Raw genomic sequence first — 17,692 nt, 5'->3', positions numbered from 1 at the left:
GTTCAGCCCATCCGGCGGAAGATCACGCTGGCATTCACCCCGCCGAAGCCAAATCCGTTGGAGATGGCGTTGAGCATCGGCATCGGCCGCGCGCTGCCTGCGACGATGTCGATGCCATCAGCGCCGGGATCTGCGTTTTCGAAATTGCGCGTCGGCGGCGCGACCTGGTCTCGCAAGGCGAGGACGGTGAAGATGGCCTCGAGGCCGCCGGCGGCGCCGAGCAGATGGCCGGTGGCCGATTTCGTCGCGCTGACCGCGATGCCGCGGTTGCGGCCGAACAGCGCGGCGATCGCGCCGAGCTCGCTCTCGTCGCCGGCCGGCGTCGACGTCGCATGCGCGTTCAGATGCTGCAAATCCGCGGGCGCAAGCTTCGCCTGGCGCAGCGCGATCTCCATGGCACGGCGGGCGCCGTCGCCGTCGGGCGGGCCCGACGTCATGTGATAGGCGTCCGCCGTCGTGCCGTAGCCCACGATTTCCGCAATCGGGGAGGCGCCGCGCGCCAGCGCATGCTCCAGCTCCTCGATCACGAGGATACCGGCGCCTTCGCCCATGACAAAGCCGTCGCGGTCGCGATCGAACGGGCGCGAAGCGCGCGCGGGCTCGCCGTTGAATCCGCTCGACAGCGCGCGGGCCGCGGCAAAGCCGCCGATGCTGACGATATCGATGCAGGCTTCCGCGCCGCCGCAGATCGCGACATCGGCTTCGCCTGCACGGATCATGCGCGCGGCATCGCCGATCGCCTGGACGCCGGCGGCACAGGCCGTGACCGGTGTGCCCAGCGCACCCTTGTAGCCGTATTTGATCGAGACGTGGCCGGCGGCGAGATTGGCGAGAAACGAGGGGATGGTGAAGGGCGAGAGCCGGCGCGCGCCGCGCTGCTCGGTGATGCGCACCGCCTCCGCCATTGCCGGGAAGCCGCCGACGCCGGAAGCGATGATCGTCGCGGTGCGTTCCTGTGCGCTCGCATCCTGCGGCGCCCATCTGGCCTGCGCGACCGCCTCTGCGGTCGCGAGCAGGGCGAACAGGATGAAGCGGTCCATCTTGCGCTGGTCTTTTGGCGCGGCAGCTTGCGCGGGGTCGAAGCCGCCTTCGGCATCGTCGGCCTTGTCGGGCACGAGACCGGCAATGCGCGCGGGCAGTGCCTGCGACCATTCCGGCAGAGGGCGCAGCCCGCTCTGGCCGGCGCGCAGCCGGCGCCAGGACAGTTCAACACCGCAGCCGAGCGGCGACACCGCCCCCATTCCCGTCACGACGATACGACGCATGTCAGTCTCCAGCCGGCGCAACGGCCGGGTTCATGGCTTTGAGCGAGGCGAGCCGCTTGCGCATCCCGCGACTGGCGCGGGGACCCGGGACGACGACCGCATTGGCGAGGGTGATCGGACGCATCTCGGCGGCATCGACCACGATCGGATCGAACGGGCGAGCGTCACTCCGATTCGCCAGCACGATGGATTCGCCCTTGGGCGCGAGATGCCTGTTGCCCCAGGCCAGCAGCGCCACGACCACAGGGAAGAAATCCCGCGCCTTCTCCGTCAGCACATATTCGTAACGCGGCGGCCGTTCATGATAGCGGCGGCGGACGAACATGCCGCTCTCGGTGAGATGGGCAAGGCGCCGCGACAGGATGTTCGGCGCGATGCCGAGACCTTGCGAGAATTCGTCGAACTTCGTCGCGCCCTGGAACGCATCCCGCAGGATCAAGATGCTCCACCATTCACCGACCGTCTCAACAGCGCGGCCGACCGGGCATTCCAGGATGGAGGGGGATTTGGGCTGCATGGCGGGAACGTAGGAGAGTGGCTTGCAAAATGCAAGTCACTGGGCAGGCGGCGGCGGGTAGAGTGAGCGGTGAGGATGCGGAGGTGGGGCTGGCGGTGAGGTGCGCGGCGGGCGAGCGGTAAGTATGTGAAAGCAGGTCTGGTGGTGGGATTTAAGGTAGCCGCCGGATAGCCGCTATCGTGCCCCGGACGCAGCGCAGCGCCTCTTGGCGGTGCGCTGCAGAGCCGGGGCCCATGTTGCGGAGAGCCTTGCGTGTCGCTTCCCGGCTCTGCACAGCAGCGTTTCCCGCTGCAGCGCGTCCGGGACAAGAGAGGGAATGCGCCGTTGCCTAGCTCTCCGTCATTGCGAGCGCAGCGAAGCAATCCAGACTGTTCCCGCGGAGGGATTCTGGATTGCTTCGCTGCGCTCGCAATGACGACGTGGAAAGAGCGTCAGGCCCTCGCGCCTAATGCGACCTTGCCAGACAGAACGCGACCACCTGCTCCAGCGCGCTCTTCATCGGCGAGGACGGGAACAGCGCCAGCGCGTCGACGGCCATGGCGCCGTAGTGCTGGGCGCGGCTGAGCGTATCTTCCAGCGCGCGGTGCTTGTTCATCAGGCCGAGGGCGTGGTCGAGGTCGGTGTCGCCGATCTCGCCGCGCTCGAGTGCCCGGATCCAGAAGGCGCGCTCGGTGTCGTTGCCGCGGCGGAAGGCGAGCACGACCGGCAGCGTGATCTTGCCCTCGCGGAAATCGTCGCCGGTGTTCTTGCCGAGCTTGGCGCTCTTGCCGCCATAGTCGAGCACGTCGTCGACGAGCTGGAAGGCGATGCCGAGATTCATTCCGACCGAGCGGCAGGCGGTCTGCTCCGCCTTCGGGCGGTTGGCGATCACGGGGCCGACCTCGCAGGCGGCCGCGAACAGCTCCGCGGTCTTGCCACGGATCACGGCGAGATATTCGTCCTCGGTGGTCGCGGTGTTCTTGGCGGCGGCAAGCTGCATCACCTCGCCCTCGGCGATGGTGGCGGCGGCCGCGGACAGGATGTCGAGCGCGCGGAGCGAGCCGACCTCGACCATCATGCGGAACGCCTGGCCGAGCAGGAAGTCGCCGACCAGCACGCTCGCCTCGTTGCCCCAGAGCATTCGCGCCGACAGCTTGCCGCGGCGCATCTCGCTCTCGTCGACGACGTCGTCGTGAAGGAGCGTCGCGGTATGCATGAATTCGACGGAGGCAGCGAGCTTGATGTGACCGTCGCCGGTGTAGCCGGCGAGGTTGGCCATGGCGAGCGTCAGCATCGGGCGCAGGCGCTTGCCGCCGGAGGAGATGAGGTGGTTGGCGACCTCCGGGATCATGGTGACCTCGGAGCCGGTCCGCGACAGGATCGTGGCGTTGACGCGCTCCATGTCACCAGCGACAAGGGCAACCAGCTGTTCGATCGACGCGCCGGGAGTTTCGAAAGGTACGATGACGGCCACGCCGGTCTCCAATATTTGCCCCGGAGGGGCTATTCTGATGCAAATACAATAGAAACTGGCAGCGGATGCGGCAAGTGCCGCGGAACCATTGACATTTGCCGCTTTAGCCCCTTTCAGGCAGGAGACGTGCGTTTTGCGTGAACTGGTTCGGACCAACGACATGGTGCTGGTGTCGGCGATCGGCGCGCTGCTCGACGGCGCCAACATCCATCATCTGGTGCTGGACCAGAACATGAGCATTATCGAGGGCTCGCTGGGTATCCTGCCACGGCGGATCCTGGTCCATGAGGATGACGCCCAGGAGGCCAGGGAGCTCCTCACCGAGGCCGGCCTCAGCCATGAACTGCGCGGCGATGATTGACGTCGTCACAGACTTCACCGAGGACGCCTTTCTCGGCGGGCAATTGCGCTTGAAGCAGAAGCGGTCCGGCCACCGCGCCGGGCATGACGCCATCCTGCTCGCGGCGGCGACGGAAGCGCGGGCGGGCGACCGCGTCGTCGATCTCGGTGCCGGCATCGGCACCGCCGGGCTGGCGCTTGGCCGGCGCGTCGCGGGAATCAGCCTCAGCCTGGTCGAGATCGATCCGGAACTGGCGGAACTCGCGCGCGCCAATGCGGCGGCGAATGCGATCGCCGCCGAGACGATCGTGCTCGACGTTACGGCCGACGCACAGGCGTTTGCGGCTAATGGCCTCGCGCCCGACAGCGTCGACGTGGTGCTGATGAACCCGCCCTTCAACGATCCCGCGCGCCATCGCGGTTCGCCCGATCAGGCGCGCCGCACCGCGCATGTTGCGAGGGAGGAGACGCTGAATGCATGGGTGCATGCGGCGCGGCGCATCCTCCGATCGGACGGCGCGCTGACCCTGATCTGGCGCGCCGATGGGATCGCGGAGGTCTTGACTGCGCTGTCACGCGGCTTCGGCAGCCTGTCGATCCTGCCGGTTCACGGCGAGGCGGGACGGCCCGCGATCCGCGTACTGGTGCGCGCCGTCAAAGGCGGCCGGGCTCCGACGCGACTGCTGCCGGGCCTCATGCTCAACGACGAGTCAGGCGTGCCTAAAAATCAGGTGACGGAGATTCTGGAGGGGAGGGCGCTCTTGCCGCTGGCGGAGCCGCGACGACTTACTGCGGAAGCGATTCCGACTGCTGCTCTTGCGGGGTCGTCAGGCGGATCGCCATGAACAGCGCACCGACCAGCAGCAACAGCAGATAGATTTTCATGGTGTTCTCCGCTGCCTCATTGCAGCTTCCCAACGGGGAATCTGCAAAACACGTTCCGGGCACTTCCAATGACAGTCGCGTGATAAGAAATGGTTAAGCAGAGGTAACGGCATGGCCGAACAATTGAACGATCGTGAGGGTTCCGGCCTGGCCGACAAGCTCATGCAATATCTGCCGGCGCGCTTCCGTCCCGGCACCGCGGTGGTGCCGGTGGTGCGGCTGTCCGGTGTGATCGGTGCGGTGACGCCGCTGCGCCCGGGCATGACGCTTGCGGGCGTCGCGCGGGTGCTGGAGCGGGCATTTTCGTACCGGAACGCCAAGGCGGTGGCGCTGGTGATCAATTCGCCCGGCGGCTCGCCGGTGCAGTCGCGCCAGATCTATCTGCGCATCAAGCAGCTCGCGGCGGAGAAGAAGCTGCCCGTGCTGGTCTTCGTCGAGGACGTCGCGGCGTCCGGCGGCTACATGATCGCCTGCGCCGGCGACGAGATCATATGCGATCCGTCCTCCATCCTCGGCTCGATCGGCGTGGTCGGCGGCAGTTTTGGTTTCCAGGAGGCAATCAGGCGGCTCGGCATCGAGCGGCGGCTCTACACGGCCGGCGCGCACAAGGCGATGCTCGACCCGTTCCTCCCGGAAAACCCCGACGACGTGGCGAGGCTGAAGGCGCTCCAGCGCGAGATCCACCAGATCTTCATCGCGCTGGTGAAGGAGAGCCGCGGCGCGCGGCTGAAGGGCGCCGACGACACCCTGTTCACCGGCGAATACTGGGCCGGCGAGAGTTCGATCGCGCTGGGGCTTGCCGACGGCATCGGCGATCTCCGCTCAACTCTTCGTGCCCGCTATGGCGAGAAGGTTCTCACCCCTGTGATTGCGCAGCCGACCGGTCTGCTCTCGGGCCTTTTGGGGCGGAAATCGCCCGGTGCGGGCCAGCTTTCGGCCATGGAATCAATGGCCGGCCTGCCGGACGAGTTGATCTCGGCGGTCGAGACGCGGGCGATTTGGGCGAAATTCGGGTTCTAGGCGACACCCTCCCGCGCCATTTGGTCCGGGCCGAGCCAATTGCGGCGCGGCCCGGTCTGCGCAAGAATGTGCGTGGGGGCTGAGCACTAGACAAGGATCGACCGATGCCGCCGTTTGTCGCTTTCGCGGGCGTCCTGGGCGGGCTTGCCGTGGTCCGCTGGGCCTACAAGACCGCTGTCCGGATCAACCATGAGCTGGAGGAGATGCGCCTGTCGCGCGTCGCTGAAGCCGCCCATGCCGGGGATATTCAGAAGCTGAAACGTGACCCCGTGACCGGAGCGTATCGGCCCGGCTAGGCCGCGCTGCCGTAGGGTGGGCAAAGGCGCTCTTGCGCCGTGCCCACCATTCCCTTTGCAATTGTGGTGACGATGGTGGGCACGCTTCGCTTTGCCCACCCTACCGCACCGTCTCCGGACCAAGGCGATCGGCCCGAATCCGCCCCCTTTGCCTTGATTCCCATCCCCGCCGTCGATACGGTCCCGCGCGATTCAAAACCCCCCGCGAGAGCCTGATCTGACGATGGACGCCTCATTGCCCGCCCATATGCGCCCGGAACGCTCGTTCCAGGGCTTTATCCTCGCGCTCCAGCGGTTCTGGGCCGAGCAGGGCTGCGTGATCCTGCAGCCCTACGACATGGAGATGGGCGCAGGCACCTTCCATCCGGCGACGACGCTGCGCGCGCTTGGGCCAAAGCCCTGGAACGCCGCCTATGTGCAGCCCTCGCGCCGGCCCAAGGACGGCCGCTACGGCGAGAATCCGAACCGGATGCAGCACTACTACCAGTTCCAGGTGATCATGAAGCCGTCGCCGCCGAACCTTCAGGAGCTGTACCTGAAGTCGCTCGCCGCGATCGGCATCGATTCCGCCGTGCACGACATCCGCTTCGTCGAGGACGATTGGGAAAGCCCGACGCTGGGCGCCTGGGGCTTGGGGTGGGAGTGCTGGTGCGACGGCATGGAAGTCAGCCAGTTTACCTACTTCCAGCAGGTCGCGGGATTTGAGTGCGCGCCTGTTGCCGGCGAGCTCACCTATGGGCTCGAGCGCCTCGCGATGTATGTGCAGGGCGTCGACCGCGTCTACGACCTCAACTTCAACGGCCGCGAGGGCGACGCCAAGGTGACCTATGGCGACGTGTTCCTGCAGGCCGAGCGTGAATATTCGAAGCACAATTTCGAAGTCGCCGACACCGCGATGCTGTTCGAGCAGTTCAAGATGGCGGAGACGGCGTGCAGAAAATACCTCGAAGCTGGCTGGAAGGACGGCAAGCGCGAAGCGCACCTGATGGCGCTGCCGGCCTATGACCAGTGCATCAAGGCCAGCCACGTCTTCAACCTGCTCGATGCGCGCGGCGTGATCTCCGTGACCGAGCGGCAGAGCTACATTCTTCGCGTGCGCGAGCTGGCAAAGGCCTGCGGCGAGGCCTGGATCCATACTGAAGCGGGCGGAGCGGCCTGATGCCCGATCTTTTGCTTGAACTGTTCTCGGAAGAAATCCCCGCGCGCATGCAGGCCAAGGCGGCCGACGATCTGCGCCGCATGGTCACCGACAAGCTGGTCGCCGAAGGCCTCGTCTACGAGGGTGCGAAGGCGTTCGCGACGCCACGTCGCCTTGCGCTCACCGTGCACGGCATCCCCGCGCGCCAGCCCGATCTGAAAACCGAACGCCGCGGTCCGAAAATGGGCGCGCCCGATGCGGCCGTGCAGGGTTTTCTGAAAGCGACAGGTCTAAACTCGCTCGACGAAGCAAAGATCCAGCGCGACCCGAAGGGCGACTTCTACATCGCGTTGATCGAAAAGCCCGGCCGCGACGCGATCGACGTGCTCGCGGAAATCCTGCCGGTCATCATCCGCACCTTCCCCTGGCCGAAATCGATGCGCTGGGGCGCGCGCTCCGGCAAGCCCGGCTCGCTGAGCTGGGTGCGTCCGCTGCACGCGATCACCGCGACCTTCGGGCCTGAAACTGAAGAGCCCGATGTCGTCAAATTCTCGGTCGACGGCATCGAGACCGGCCAGACCACCTACGGCCATCGCTTCATGGCGCCGGCGGCGATCAAAGTACGCCGCTTCGAGGACTATGAGGCGAAGCTGAAGGCTGCAAAAGTCATCCTCGATCCGCAGGCGCGCAAGGACATCATCTTCGCCGATGCCAAGGAGCTGACGTTCGCGCAAGGGTTCGAGCTGGTCGAGGATCAGGTGCTGCTGGACGAGGTGTCGGGCCTCGTCGAATGGCCCGTCGTCATGATGGGATCGTTCGAGCCGGAATATCTCGCGATCCCGGAAGAGGTGATCCGCGCCACCATCCGCAACAACCAGAAGTGCTTTGTCGTCAGGGATTCCAAGACGGGCAAGCTGACCAACAAGTTCGTCCTCACGGCGAATATCGAGGCGGCCGACGGCGGCAAGACTATCGTATCAGGCAACGAGCGCGTGATCCGTCCGCGCCTGTCGGATGCGAAGTTCTTCTATGAGACCGATCTCAAGACGAAGCTTGAAGACCGCCTGCCGAAGTTCGAGCAGATCGTGTTCCACGAGAAGCTCGGAACTCAGGCGGAACGCATCAAGCGCATCGAACGCCTCGCCGCCGAAATCGCGCCTTTGGTCGGTGCCGACGTCGCGAAGGCCACGCGTGCCGCGCATCTCGCCAAGGCCGATTTGCTGACCGAAGTCGTCGGTGAATTCCCGGAAGTGCAGGGCTTGATGGGCAAGTACTACGCGCTGGCCCAGGGCGAGGATGCCTCTGTCGCCGCCGCGTGCGAGGAGCACTACAAGCCGCAGGGCCCGACCGATCGCGTGCCGACCGATTCGGTCAGTGTCGCCGTCGCGCTTGCCGACAAGGTCGACACGCTCGTCGGCTTCTGGGCGATCGACGAGAAGCCGACTGGCAGCAAGGACCCGTATGCGCTGCGGCGTGCGGCGCTGGGCGTGATCAGGCTGATCGCTGAGAACAACCTGCGTCTGTCGCTCATGAAGGTGGCGGCATCTGCACTCGCGGGCCTGTCGCTGAAGTCGGCCGATGCGGAGAAGCTTCCAAGCGATCTCCTCGCCTTCTTCGCCGATCGCCTGAAGGTCCAGCTGCGCGAGCAGGGCGCACGGCACGATCTCGTCGACGCCGTGTTCGCCCTCGGCGGCCAGGACGATCTCCTGATGATCGTCCGCCGCGTCGAGGCGCTCGGCAAGTTCCTCGAGAGCGATGACGGCAAGAACTTGCTCGCTGGTATCAAGCGCGCCAGCAACATCCTCGGCATCGAGGAGAAGAAGGACAAGCGCGCGTTCGACGGTGCGCCGGATGCTGCGCTCTATGGCCTCGATGAGGAGAAGGCGCTGGCGAAGGCGATCGGCGAAGTGCAGGCGGAAGCAAGCGCCGCTGTCGCCAGGGAAGACTTTGCCGCCGCGATGAGCGCGATGGCAAAGCTGCGTCCGCCGGTCGATGCGTTCTTCGAGAAGGTTCGTGTCAACGACGACGATCCGAAGGTGCGTGAGAACAGGCTGAAGCTGCTCAACGAAATCCGCAGCGCCACGCGTGCGGTCGCGGATTTCTCGAAGATCCAGGATTGAGGCTCTCGTGCCCCGGACGCAGCGCAGCGCTTCTTCAGCGGTGCGCTGCAGAGCCGGGGCCCATGTTAACCTCGTGCTCGTAGCTTCTGGGTCCCGGGTCGCGCTGCGCTTGCCCGGGACACGAGAGCGTGCACAGACGACGCCCAAAAAAGCCCCGCCCGGCGGGGGGAGAACCGGGCGGGGCCTGATGTCCGTACTACGCGATGCGCGCCAGCCTGATTGAAGTGACACGCCGGACATCGAGTTGATCGGAAGCGTTTTCAAGCGAAGTGGATACCGGTTCGCGTGAAGAAAACGCGTTCAGACGAGAATCTAATCCATCACCTCGACGACGCGCCGCGAGCGCGGCTCGACCAGCACGGTTGCGCCGTTTACGACGGTGTAGCGGTAGGTGGTGGCGCCGAAACGTTGCGGCACGTCATAATAAGTGACGCCGCTTTCAGGTAAGGTGGCGCCGACCACCACGCGATCCGGGACACGGAAGGCCGGCACACGTTGCTCGACGACATATTCGCGGAATGCCGGCCTCTGTTCGACCGCAATCGTCGGGCCGCTGTCGACGACGACAGGCGCGCGGCCAACGGTGAGACCGGATTGCGCAAACGCTGCGATCGGCGAGCCGAGCGCGGCGCCAAGCGCAGCGAGGGCGAGAATCCTGTTCCGCATGGGCAACTCCTTCGAACTGATTTCAGCCGGCGCTACTGGCGCGACCGGTTGCCAATGCATGTCCCCTTCGCAATGTTCCGGGAAAAGCCCTGCCGCATCAGCGGCAATTTCGGGCAGTTTTCGCGAAGCCGGGAACCTGTTCGCGCCTTGTGCGTCTCTACCCGCGGAACCCGGTCCGGTATGATCCAGCCGCGATTCGCCTCACGTCACGGAAAGACAATTCATGCACATCACCGTCGCCCACATCTCGCCGCTTCTGTCGCTGCTTGCGGGCGTGCTCATCCTGATCATGCCGCGCCTTCTCAACCTGATCGTCGCGATCTTTCTCATCATAAATGGTGCGATCGGGCTCGGATTGTTGAAGTGGCTCCATCTCTAGGCCTTCATTTTCCGGAACTCTTCGACTTGCGCGGGCCTGCCCAAAGTGGTGTAAGGCGCGCGATTTCCCTTTCCTCTCGCAGGTTGTGTGCAAGCTATGGCCAAAGCCGCCTCGAAGCCCAATAAAACTCCAGCGAAAACGCCAGCGAAATCAAAGTCCTCCGCCGCGGCGAAGGCCGCGCCGGCGGCTCGCAAGGCACTCGCCAAGAGCGCCCCGAAGCCGGTCGCCAAGGCGGCTGTAAAGTCGGCTGCAAAGCCGGCTGCGAAGCCCGCGGCGAAGGCTGCGACCAAGTCGGCTGCGCCGAAGGTTGCCGTGAAGCCCGCCCCCAAAAAGGCCGCGCCCGCCAAGGCGGCGCCAGCCGCGGCCAAGGCCGGCAAATGGGTGTTCACGTTCGGCGACGGCAAGGCCGAGGGCCGGACGGAGATGCGCGACCTGCTTGGCGGCAAGGGCGCCAACCTCGCCGAGATGGCCAATCTCGGCCTTCCCGTGCCTCCCGGCTTCACCCTCCCGACCTCGGTCTGCACCTACTTCTACGCACACGACAAATCCTATCCGAAGGAATTGCAGTCGCAGGTTGAGAAGGCGCTCGACCATGTTGGCAAGTTGACCGGCAAGGTGTTCGGCGACGTCAAAAACCCGCTGCTCGTCTCCGTGCGCTCCGGCGCGCGTGCCTCGATGCCGGGCATGATGGACACCGTGCTCAATCTCGGCCTGAACGACGAGACCGTGGAAGCGCTGTCGGAACTGTCGGGTGACCGTCGCTTCGCCTATGACAGCTATCGCCGCTTCATCACCATGTATTCGGACGTGGTGCTCGGCTTCGAGCATCATCACTTCGAGGAAATCCTCGACACCTTCAAGGACAGCCAGGGCTATACGCTCGATACGGACCTCAGCGCCGAGGACTGGGTCGGACTGGTCGGCAAGTACAAGGACGCGGTCGCGCGCGAGACCGGCAAGGATTTCCCACAGGATCCGCACGACCAGCTCTGGGGTGCGATTGGCGCGGTGTTCTCATCCTGGATGAACGCGCGCGCAGTGACCTATCGCAAGCTGCACGACATTCCGGAATCCTGGGGCACCGCGGTCAACGTGCAGGCCATGGTGTTCGGCAACATGGGCGAGACGTCGGCGACCGGCGTCGCCTTCACCCGCAACCCCTCGACCGGCGAGAGCAAGCTCTACGGCGAGTTCCTGATCAACGCGCAAGGCGAAGACGTGGTGGCGGGCATCCGCACGCCGCAGGACATCACCGAGGAAGCGCGCAAGGAATCCGGTTCCGACAAGGCGTCGATGGAAGCGGCGATGCCGGAAGCCTTCAAGGAGCTGACGCGGATCTACACGCTGCTCGAGAAGCACTACCGCGACATGCAGGACATGGAGTTCACGGTCGAGCAGGGCAAGCTGTGGATGCTCCAGACCCGCGGCGGCAAGCGCACCGCCAAGGCGGCGCTGCGCATCGCGGTCGAGCTCGCCAATGAAGGGCTGATCTCGAAGAAGGAAGCGGTGACGCGGATCGATCCCGCCTCGCTCGACCAGCTGCTGCATCCAACCATCGATCCCGACGCCAAGCGCGACGTGATCGCGACCGGCCTGCCGGCCTCGCCTGGTGCGGCTTCCGGCGAGATCGTGTTCTCCTCGGACGAGGCGGCCAAGCTCCAGGCCGACGGGCGCAAGGTGATCCTGGTCCGCATCGAGACCAGCCCGGAAGACATCCACGGCATGCACGCCGCCGAAGGCATCCTGACCACCCGCGGCGGCATGACCTCGCATGCGGCGGTGGTCGCGCGCGGCATGGGCAAGCCCTGCGTCTCCGGCTGCGGCACCATCCGCGTCGATTACGGCCGCGGCACCATGAGCATCGGCTCCCGCACCTTCAAGACCGGCGACGTCATCACCATCGACGGCTCGCTCGGCCAGGTGCTCGCCGGCCGCATGCCGATGATCGAGCCGGAGCTGTCCGGCGAGTTCGGCACGCTGATGAAATGGGCCGACCAGGTCCGCAAGATCGGCGTGCGCGTCAACGGTGACACGCCGGAGGACGCGCGCACCGCGATCAAGTTCGGCGCGGAAGGCATCGGCCTCTGCCGCACCGAGCACATGTTCTTCGAGGAGACGCGCATCCGCACGGTTCGCGAGATGATTCTCTCCGAGGACGAGCAGTCGCGCCGCGCCGCGCTCGCCAAGCTGTTGCCGATGCAGCGCGCCGACTTCGTCGAGCTGTTCGAGATCATGAAGGGCCTGCCCGTCACGATCCGGCTTCTGGATCCTCCCCTCCATGAATTCCTGCCGCACACCCATGCCGAGGTCGAGGAAGTGGCGCGCGCCATGAACACTGACCCGCGGCGCCTGGCCGACCGTGCGCGCGAGCTCTCGGAGTTCAATCCGATGCTCGGTTTCCGCGGCTGCCGCATCGCGATCGCCTATCCGGAGATCGCGGAGATGCAGGCGCGTGCGATCTTCGAGGCCGCAGTCGAGGCCGAGAAGCGCACCGGCAAGGCCGTCGGCCTCGAGGTGATGGTGCCGCTGATCGCCACCAAGGCCGAGCTCGACCTCGTCAAGGCGCGCATCGATGCCACCGCGAAAGCCGTGATGCGCGACACCAACACCAAGATCGCCTACCAGGTCGGCACCATGATCGAGCTGCCGCGCGCCTGCTTGCTTGCGGCAGAGATCGCGGAGAGCGCGGAGTTCTTCTCGTTCGGCACCAACGACCTCACGCAGACCACCTACGGCATCAGCCGTGACGACGCGGCGAGCTTCCTCGGAACCTACGTGTCCAAGGGCATCCTCCCGGTCGATCCCTTCGTCGCGCTCGACCAGGAAGGCGTCGGTGAGCTCGTCAAGATCGGCGTCGCGCGCGGCCGCAAGACGCGCCCGCAGCTCAAGGTCGGCATCTGCGGCGAGCACGGCGGCGATCCCGCCTCCGTCGCCTTCTGCCACGATATCGGCCTCGACTACGTCTCCTGCTCGCCCTACCGCGTGCCGATCGCCCGTCTCGCCGCGGCGCAGGCGGCGCTCGGCAAGGCGATCGCGAGCCAGGCGTAAGCGCAGCGTTGAAGTGTTGAATGCGAAGAGGCGGGGCTAAACCCCGCCTCTTTCATTTGAGGCACACTCCACCCACACTTCATTGCGAGCGCCCCACACTCACTGTCATCGCCCGGCTTGACCGGGCGATCCAGTATTCCGAGACAACAGTGATTGAATCGAGAAGCCGCGGCGTACTGGATGCCCCGGTCAAGCCGGGGCATGACAGCGGTGTTTGCGGGACGTGGTTCCCGTAAACGATGGAGCCCCCCGCGTCCCGTAATGAGACGCGCGCGCAAGAGTTCCTTCACCATTCGCGTTGACCGAATGTTTACCGCTTTACGAGAGGCGGCGTTTACCAACGTGCATCATTGCCCGTGAAAACACCTGCAATCGCTTGAGTGTGCCGCACGCGCAACGCCGATTAACGCCCCGGCAACCTAAATTGGATATTGACGATAAAGATCGAATTGTACGGACGTACTGCGGTTCGATTTTTCTGGCGTAAGCGTAGCGTGAGCGTGTCGATGTCAGTGTTGCGTAACCATCCGAAGGGCGCGCGGTTCGCGTCCTTCGGAATCGGTCTCTGCATCTTCGCATTGATGCCGAGAGAGACCGGTTATCAGGATATCGCGTCGTTGCTGGCGCGGCAGCCCGGCGTCGCCGAGCGCTGGCAGAAGCAGGTGTTCTCTGCCGCGTCCTCGATCCAGCTCGCCACCTACAGCTTTTCCCGTCCGATCGGCACGTCGCTTCCGCAGAGCGCGATGGTTCGCCTCGCGAGCCTCGATGGTCGCGACGTCACCGGCGCGATCAGCCGCAATCCTGCGCTTCAGGCGCCGCCGCGCTACCAGGCCGCCGATTTTCCCAAGGTCGATCGCTCCATGAAGGGGGATCGCCTCGCAAGCGTCACACCCACGCAGGTTCCCGAGACGAGCGCACCATCGGCCGCGCCGGCGCTGCAAGATCCCGCGACATCGAACAGCTCGGTGTTCGGCGCCAAAACCGCCGCGTTGCCACAAATCATGTCGCCGGAGTCCGCGGCGGCGCTCGATCCTGAGCTTCAGGAAGCGCTGCGTGCGCCGCCGCTGCCGCAATATGCCAATCCGCCACAAGCCAGTGACGCGGCGCGCGCGTTCGCAGTCCAGCCGCTCGAGGCGCTGAAGCAGGCGACCCTTCCAGACGTGGCGCCGCGCGATCCCTTCCGCGTCAAGACCTCGAACCTGTTTTTCGGGAGCTCCTCGCTCGGCGGCAATCTCGAGAGCATCGAGAGCTGGCAGCCCGGCGCCGAGCCGCTGATCGTGATGCCCGATCCTGACATGAAGGTGACGGCCGCGCTGTCGCCGCCGTCGGCCGAGATCGCCAGGGACATCGAAAGCGGCGAGAGCGTCGCGCCGAAGGGCGAGGTCAACGCCGACAACCAGCGCGCCAGATCGCCGGCGGAGCGGCTCGCGCTCGACGACAAGTCGCGCGCAAAGGCCGAGAAGTGTCTCGCCGAAGCCGTCTATTTCGAATCGCGCGGCGAGGCCGTGCGCGGCCAGATGGCGGTTGCGCAAGTCGTGATGAACCGCGTCTTCTCCGGCAAATATCCGGACACCGTGTGCGGCGCGGTCTATCAGAACAAGCACCGCCATTTGGCGTGTCAGTTCACCTTCGCCTGCGACAACAATGCCGACGTGATCCGCGAGCCCGAGATGTGGGAGCGCGCGAAAAAGATTTCGAAGGCGATGCTCGACGGCCAGATCTGGCTGCCCGAAGTGGGCAAGTCCACGCACTACCACGCCTACTGGGTGCGTCCGTCCTGGGTCGCCGAGATGAAGAAGATGTACAAGACCGGCGTCCACACCTTCTATCGCCCGCGCGCCTGGGGCGACGGCAGCGAAGAACCGAGCTGGGGCACCCCGGCCCAGACCGCCGCGCTCTCTGCCGAGCTCGCCCAGGAAGCCAAGAGCTCCGCCGAGATGGGCGTGAGCGAGCGAAGGTAATCATTCACGGAAGTTCGTCATGCCCGGGCTTGTCCCGGGCATCCACGTTCTTTGTGTTGCGAGGCGAGGCGTGGATGGCCGGGACAACCCGGCCACGACGGTGTGGCTCACGCCTCGATATCCAGCGCACAGTCGAAATTCGGCGCCGAATGTGTCAGCGCGCCGGATGAGACGTAGTCGACGCCGGTCGCCGCGATGGCCGCGATCGAGTCCAGCGTGACGCCGCCGGATGCCTCCAGCTCGAGGCGCCCCTCGTTGAGCCGCACCGCCTCGCGCAGCGTCGCAAGGTCCATGTTGTCGAGCAGCACGGCATCGGCGAGCCCGGTGCCGAGCACCTCGCGCAATTGCGCGAGCGTATCGACCTCGATCTCGATCTTGACGAGATGACCGGCATGGGCGCGGGCGCGCTCCAGCACCGCACCGATGCCGCCGGCGACCGCGATGTGGTTGTCCTTGATCAGGATCGCATCGTCGAGCCCGAAGCGGTGGTTGAAGCCGCCGCCGCAGCGCACGGCGTATTTCTCCAGCGCACGCAATCCCGGCGTGGTCTTGCGCGTGCAGCAGATGCGCATTGTCGTGCCTTCGGTCTGCGCGACGTAGTCGGCCGTGAGCGTCGCGACGCCCGACAGCCGGCCGACGAAATTCAACGCGGTCCGCTCCGCCGTGAGGATGGCGCGCGCCGGGCCCGTGATCGTCAGCACGTGCTGGCCGCGGGCAACCCGTGCGGCGTCGCGGACATGCGCGCGCACGTCGATGTCGGGCGAGAGCTTTTGCAGCGTCGCCAGCGCCAGCGGCAGGCCGGCGATCACGCCGGACTGGCGGGCGACCAGGACGGCCTGCGCCTTGGTCGCCTCCGGGATCGTCGCAAGCGAGGTGATGTCGCCGGCGCGGCCGAGATCCTCGTCGAGCGCGCGATGCACGGCCTCGTCGATCGCAAGCGGCGACAGGAAGGCGTCGGGATAGAGCAGTGACGTCGGGGTGATCATGGGGAACTCCATCAGGCGATCATCGGTCGGGCGGTGCGTGGCAGCGGACGCTCGGTCAGGCGCTCCGCGATCTCACGTGCCTCCGTGAGCGTCGTCATCGTTCTCTGTGCCAGCGTGGGGACATCCGCCGGATGGTCGGAGCGGAAATGCGCGCCGCGGCTTTCGCGCCGCCTCCACGCGGAAGCCGCGACGAGCAGGGCTGATGCCGCCATGTTGCGGAGAGCGATGCTTGCGGGCCCGCGTTCGACTGCGGCGAAGTTGCGCACGGCCTCCGCAAGCCCATCACTGTTGCGGATCACGCCGACATGCGCGCTCATCATCGTTCGCAACCGCTTCACGTCGGCAGCGTCCGGCGTGCCGCCGCGCGACGTCACCAACGCATCGGGAAGGCGGGCAGGTGAGGGGATCGCGCGGCCGGCGATGTCGTCGGCGATGCGGGCGGCGTAGACCACGGCCTCCAGCAGCGAATTCGACGCCAGCCGGTTGGCGCCATGCGCGCCGGTGGAGGACACTTCGCCGCCGGCCCAGAGCCCGTCGATCGAGCTGCGGCCGCGCTCGTCCACCGCGATACCGCCCATGTGGTAATGCGCGGCCGGCGCGATCGGGATGGCCTGCGTGGCGGGATCGATGCCGGCCGCGATGCAGCTTGCATGCACGGTCGGAAATTTGTCGGCGAAGCGTGTGCCGAGCGCCTGCCGGGCATCGAGGAAGGCGCCGCGGCCGGCCGCGATCTCGGCGAATACGCCGCGCGCCACGATGTCGCGCGGCGCGAGCTCTGCGAGCGGATGGAGCGCCGTCATGAAACGTTCGCCATCGCCGTTGATCAGCGTCGCGCCTTCGCCGCGCAGCGCCTCCGTTGCCAGCGGCGCCGGATCGCGGCCGACCATGATGGCGGTGGGGTGGAACTGCACGAACTCGGGATCGGCGATCACGGCGCCGGCGCGCGCGGCGATCGCAAGGCCGGAGCCGCTGGCCTCAGTCGGGTTGGTGGTGACGGCATAGAGATGGCCGAGGCCACCGGTCGCCAGCACCACCGCGCGAGAGGCAAGCAGGAGCGGACGTGCAGCGGGATTGCCGGCCTCGCGCAATTGAATACCCGTGACCGCGCCGTCCTCGGTCAACAGCGCTTCGGCGACGAGACCTTCGATCAGTCGGATCGACGGCGTGCGGCGCACGGCCTCGCTCAGCGCCGCAATGATCGCGGCTCCGGCCCCGTCGCCGCGCACATGCACGATGCGCCGCGCCGAATGCGCGGCCTCGCGGCCGACCGCGAGCTGGCCTTCGAGGTCGCGGTCGAACGGCACGCCATAGGCGAGCAGGTCATGGATTCGTGGCGCGGCCTCGCGCGCGATCCCGAGTGCGACCGCCTCGTCGACAAGACCGCCGCCGACGGCGATGGTGTCAGCGGCGTGCGCCTCCGGGCTATCGCCTTCAGCCACGGCCGCTGCGATGCCGCCTTGCGCCCATGCGGACGACGCGCCCTGTCCGAGCGGGGCGGCCGAGATCAGCGTTACCGGCCGCGGCGCGAGCTTCAGTGCACAAAAGAGTCCGGCGAGGCCACCGCCGACGATGACGACGTCATCGGTGCTGCGGGTGAGATTGTGGATGTTGTCTTGCAT

The 17,692-nt window shown here is 66.2% G+C and carries 15 protein-coding genes; 9 read left to right on the top strand and 6 right to left on the bottom strand.

Annotated elements, in window-relative coordinates:
- Nucleotides 1–2 precede the first annotated feature (2 nt).
- The 3 genes from fabF to ACVJ5M_RS37855 form a co-directional block, all read right to left on the bottom strand.
- Nucleotides 3–1,265, bottom strand: coding sequence for a beta-ketoacyl-ACP synthase II (fabF, locus tag ACVJ5M_RS37865; protein WP_063985107.1), 1,263 nt, complete (start codon nt 1,263–1,265; stop codon nt 3–5).
- Nucleotide 1,266: 1 nt separating this feature from the next.
- The gene (locus tag ACVJ5M_RS37860; protein ID WP_063985106.1) at nt 1,267–1,782 is read right to left on the bottom strand and encodes a winged helix-turn-helix transcriptional regulator; all 516 of its coding nucleotides are present in this window, start codon (nt 1,780–1,782) and stop codon (nt 1,267–1,269) included.
- 445 nt (nt 1,783–2,227) lie between these two features.
- Entirely contained in the window at nt 2,228–3,235 is a 1,008-nt protein-coding gene (locus tag ACVJ5M_RS37855; protein ID WP_063986627.1) for a polyprenyl synthetase family protein, read from the bottom strand.
- A 133-nt stretch (nt 3,236–3,368) separates the two neighbouring features.
- On the opposite strand from ACVJ5M_RS37855, the gene ACVJ5M_RS37850 reads away from it, so the two are divergent.
- The 6 genes from ACVJ5M_RS37850 to glyS all read left to right on the top strand — a co-directional run bounded on the left by ACVJ5M_RS37850 (nt 3,369) and on the right by glyS (nt 9,033).
- The gene (locus ACVJ5M_RS37850; RefSeq protein ID WP_014497336.1) at nt 3,369–3,596 is read left to right on the top strand and encodes a putative signal transducing protein; all 228 of its coding nucleotides are present in this window, start codon (nt 3,369–3,371) and stop codon (nt 3,594–3,596) included.
- Nucleotides 3,589–4,419, top strand: coding sequence for a tRNA1(Val) (adenine(37)-N6)-methyltransferase (locus ACVJ5M_RS37845; protein WP_063986626.1), 831 nt, complete (start codon nt 3,589–3,591; stop codon nt 4,417–4,419). Before ACVJ5M_RS37850 ends, ACVJ5M_RS37845 begins: the two co-directional genes overlap by 8 nt.
- Nucleotides 4,420–4,570: 151 nt before the next feature.
- Nucleotides 4,571–5,479 carry a S49 family peptidase gene (locus ACVJ5M_RS37840; RefSeq protein WP_063985105.1) on the top strand — a complete coding sequence of 303 codons (909 nt, stop codon included), beginning with the start codon at nt 4,571–4,573 and terminating at the stop codon, nt 5,477–5,479.
- A gap of 104 nt (nt 5,480–5,583) precedes the next feature.
- Entirely contained in the window at nt 5,584–5,775 is a 192-nt protein-coding gene (locus ACVJ5M_RS37835) for a hypothetical protein (protein WP_071916131.1), read from the top strand.
- Between the two features lie 223 nt (nt 5,776–5,998).
- Nucleotides 5,999–6,934 carry a glycine--tRNA ligase subunit alpha gene (locus tag ACVJ5M_RS37830; RefSeq protein WP_063985103.1) on the top strand — a complete coding sequence of 312 codons (936 nt, stop codon included), beginning with the start codon at nt 5,999–6,001 and terminating at the stop codon, nt 6,932–6,934.
- Nucleotides 6,934–9,033 carry a glycine--tRNA ligase subunit beta gene (gene glyS / locus ACVJ5M_RS37825; protein ID WP_354099728.1) on the top strand — a complete coding sequence of 700 codons (2,100 nt, stop codon included), beginning with the start codon at nt 6,934–6,936 and terminating at the stop codon, nt 9,031–9,033. The genes ACVJ5M_RS37830 and glyS overlap by 1 nt, the downstream gene beginning before the upstream one ends.
- A 312-nt stretch (nt 9,034–9,345) precedes the next feature.
- On the opposite strand, the gene ACVJ5M_RS37820 is transcribed toward glyS, so the two are convergent.
- Entirely contained in the window at nt 9,346–9,699 is a 354-nt protein-coding gene (locus ACVJ5M_RS37820; protein WP_354099727.1) for a DUF1236 domain-containing protein, read from the bottom strand.
- Nucleotides 9,700–9,922: 223 nt separating this feature from the next.
- Here ACVJ5M_RS37820 and ACVJ5M_RS37815 point away from each other — a divergent pair, with 223 nt between their 5' ends.
- The 3 genes from ACVJ5M_RS37815 to ACVJ5M_RS37805 all read left to right on the top strand — a co-directional run bounded on the left by ACVJ5M_RS37815 (nt 9,923) and on the right by ACVJ5M_RS37805 (nt 15,087).
- Nucleotides 9,923–10,078 carry a DUF3096 domain-containing protein gene (locus ACVJ5M_RS37815; protein WP_014497329.1) on the top strand — a complete coding sequence of 52 codons (156 nt, stop codon included), beginning with the start codon at nt 9,923–9,925 and terminating at the stop codon, nt 10,076–10,078.
- Nucleotides 10,079–10,174: 96 nt separating this feature from the next.
- Complete coding sequence (gene ppdK, locus ACVJ5M_RS37810) at nt 10,175–13,126, top strand: pyruvate, phosphate dikinase (RefSeq protein ID WP_063985101.1); 2,952 nt, start codon at nt 10,175–10,177, stop codon at nt 13,124–13,126.
- 506 nt (nt 13,127–13,632) lie between these two features.
- Complete coding sequence (locus tag ACVJ5M_RS37805; protein WP_063985100.1) at nt 13,633–15,087, top strand: cell wall hydrolase; 1,455 nt, start codon at nt 13,633–13,635, stop codon at nt 15,085–15,087.
- Between the two features lie 107 nt (nt 15,088–15,194).
- Here ACVJ5M_RS37805 and nadC read toward each other — a convergent pair whose 3' ends face one another.
- Both nadC and ACVJ5M_RS37795 read right to left on the bottom strand, forming a co-directional pair.
- Nucleotides 15,195–16,073: a carboxylating nicotinate-nucleotide diphosphorylase gene (nadC, locus tag ACVJ5M_RS37800; protein WP_063986625.1), complete on the bottom strand. Its 879-nt coding sequence runs from the start codon at nt 16,071–16,073 to the stop codon at nt 15,195–15,197.
- Between the two features lie 11 nt (nt 16,074–16,084).
- Entirely contained in the window at nt 16,085–17,692 is a 1,608-nt protein-coding gene (locus ACVJ5M_RS37795; protein WP_456679601.1) for an L-aspartate oxidase, read from the bottom strand.

The sequence above is a fragment of the Bradyrhizobium sp. S3.7.6 genome (assembly GCF_054061875.1).
The sequence above is the reverse complement of the archived record's forward strand: the minus strand, read 5'-3'. Positions and strand labels throughout refer to the sequence as shown.

Coding starts and splice junctions, on each gene's coding strand:
- ACVJ5M_RS37835 (WP_071916131.1), top strand. CDS start 5,584: ATGCCGCCGTTTGTCGCTTTCGCGGGCGTCCTGGGCGGGCTTGCCGTG.
- ACVJ5M_RS37830 (WP_063985103.1), top strand. CDS start 5,999: ATGGACGCCTCATTGCCCGCCCATATGCGCCCGGAACGCTCGTTCCAG.
- glyS (WP_354099728.1), top strand. CDS start 6,934: ATGCCCGATCTTTTGCTTGAACTGTTCTCGGAAGAAATCCCCGCGCGC.
- ACVJ5M_RS37840 (WP_063985105.1), top strand. CDS start 4,571: ATGGCCGAACAATTGAACGATCGTGAGGGTTCCGGCCTGGCCGACAAG.
- ACVJ5M_RS37820 (WP_354099727.1), bottom strand. CDS start 9,699: ATGCGGAACAGGATTCTCGCCCTCGCTGCGCTTGGCGCCGCGCTCGGC.
- ACVJ5M_RS37845 (WP_063986626.1), top strand. CDS start 3,589: ATGATTGACGTCGTCACAGACTTCACCGAGGACGCCTTTCTCGGCGGG.
- ACVJ5M_RS37860 (WP_063985106.1), bottom strand. CDS start 1,782: ATGCAGCCCAAATCCCCCTCCATCCTGGAATGCCCGGTCGGCCGCGCT.
- fabF (WP_063985107.1), bottom strand. CDS start 1,265: ATGCGTCGTATCGTCGTGACGGGAATGGGGGCGGTGTCGCCGCTCGGC.
- nadC (WP_063986625.1), bottom strand. CDS start 16,073: ATGATCACCCCGACGTCACTGCTCTATCCCGACGCCTTCCTGTCGCCG.
- ACVJ5M_RS37805 (WP_063985100.1), top strand. CDS start 13,633: ATGTCAGTGTTGCGTAACCATCCGAAGGGCGCGCGGTTCGCGTCCTTC.
- ACVJ5M_RS37795 (WP_456679601.1), bottom strand. CDS start 17,692: ATGCAAGACAACATCCACAATCTCACCCGCAGCACCGATGACGTCGTC.
- ACVJ5M_RS37815 (WP_014497329.1), top strand. CDS start 9,923: ATGCACATCACCGTCGCCCACATCTCGCCGCTTCTGTCGCTGCTTGCG.
- ppdK (WP_063985101.1), top strand. CDS start 10,175: ATGGCCAAAGCCGCCTCGAAGCCCAATAAAACTCCAGCGAAAACGCCA.